The organism is Treponema endosymbiont of Eucomonympha sp. (assembly GCF_001028545.1).
In genome coordinates this window covers 1-783 of sequence record NZ_BBPW01000302.1, presented here as the reverse complement: position 1 = coordinate 783, position 783 = coordinate 1, and the positions used below count along the sequence as shown (strand labels likewise).

Genomic DNA, 783 nt, shown 5'->3' with positions numbered 1-783 from the left:
GGAGCGGGCGGCGAAAAAAGCGCTGGTGCTCGCGTTTACGCAGGGCAACCCCGACTCCGGCATGTTTCAGCCGTACTACGACTACACGAAGCGCGTGTTCCAGATGCTGGAGTTCGACGTCAGAGACATATGCGTCGTCGCCGGTATGCGGAACGAAGCGGCGCGCGAACGGAAGGGACTGCTCGCCGCCGCGAGGGGCATAGGCGCGTCGCTGCTTACGGCTTCCGGCGCGGTAAGGGGGAAGGATGAAAGCGAAGTTTGATTTCCGGTACGGCTGGGCGCTTGAGCCCGAAAAAGAGCCCGGACAGATACAAATCGAGAACCTCATCCTTGACAACCGGCAGCAGGAGTTTGATTTCGGCTCTGGCGGCGCGGAACAGAGCGCAGACGCACAAGCGAAAAAGGGTTCAGACGGGGAACAGTCTTGAAGCAAGAACGGACGCCCGCCTGTTTGCCAAACGCCGACGTGTACGCATATATTTATGCAGGCAAACGCGATAGCGGCGGCGGGCACAAAAAAGCAGGGCGCAAGCCCTGCTTTTTTGCCTCTATAGGCGCTGACGGGCTTGAACCGCCGACCCTTTGGATGTGACCCAAATGCTCTCCCAGCTGAGCTAAGCGCCCGTATCGGCAACACTATAGCGCATATTGCGGCTGCTGTGCAAGCGCCCGCGTTTTCCACCGCCTTTTGTGCGGCGAAATATCCGCAAGAGGAGTAGCCTCTAATAGCAAAAACAAGGAGTATATGATATGCCCTGCGACGCACATTTCGGGATACTTGAC

At 58.0% G+C, this 783-nt stretch carries 2 protein-coding genes and 1 tRNA gene; 2 read left to right on the top strand and 1 reads right to left on the bottom strand.

Annotated features, from left to right (window positions below; translation table 11 throughout):
- A partial coding sequence (locus AWU74_RS11875) for a hypothetical protein (RefSeq protein WP_202966426.1) occupies positions 1–262 on the top strand: 262 nt, incomplete at its 5' end.
- The gene (locus AWU74_RS06705; protein WP_059370225.1) at positions 246–428 is read left to right on the top strand and encodes a hypothetical protein; all 183 of its coding nucleotides are present in this window, start codon (positions 246–248) and stop codon (positions 426–428) included. The genes AWU74_RS11875 and AWU74_RS06705, both read left to right, overlap by 17 nt.
- 123 nt (positions 429–551) lie before the next feature.
- Here AWU74_RS06705 and AWU74_RS06700 read toward each other — a convergent pair.
- Positions 552–624, bottom strand: a tRNA-Val gene (locus AWU74_RS06700).
- Between the last annotated feature and the right edge of the window lie 159 nt (positions 625–783).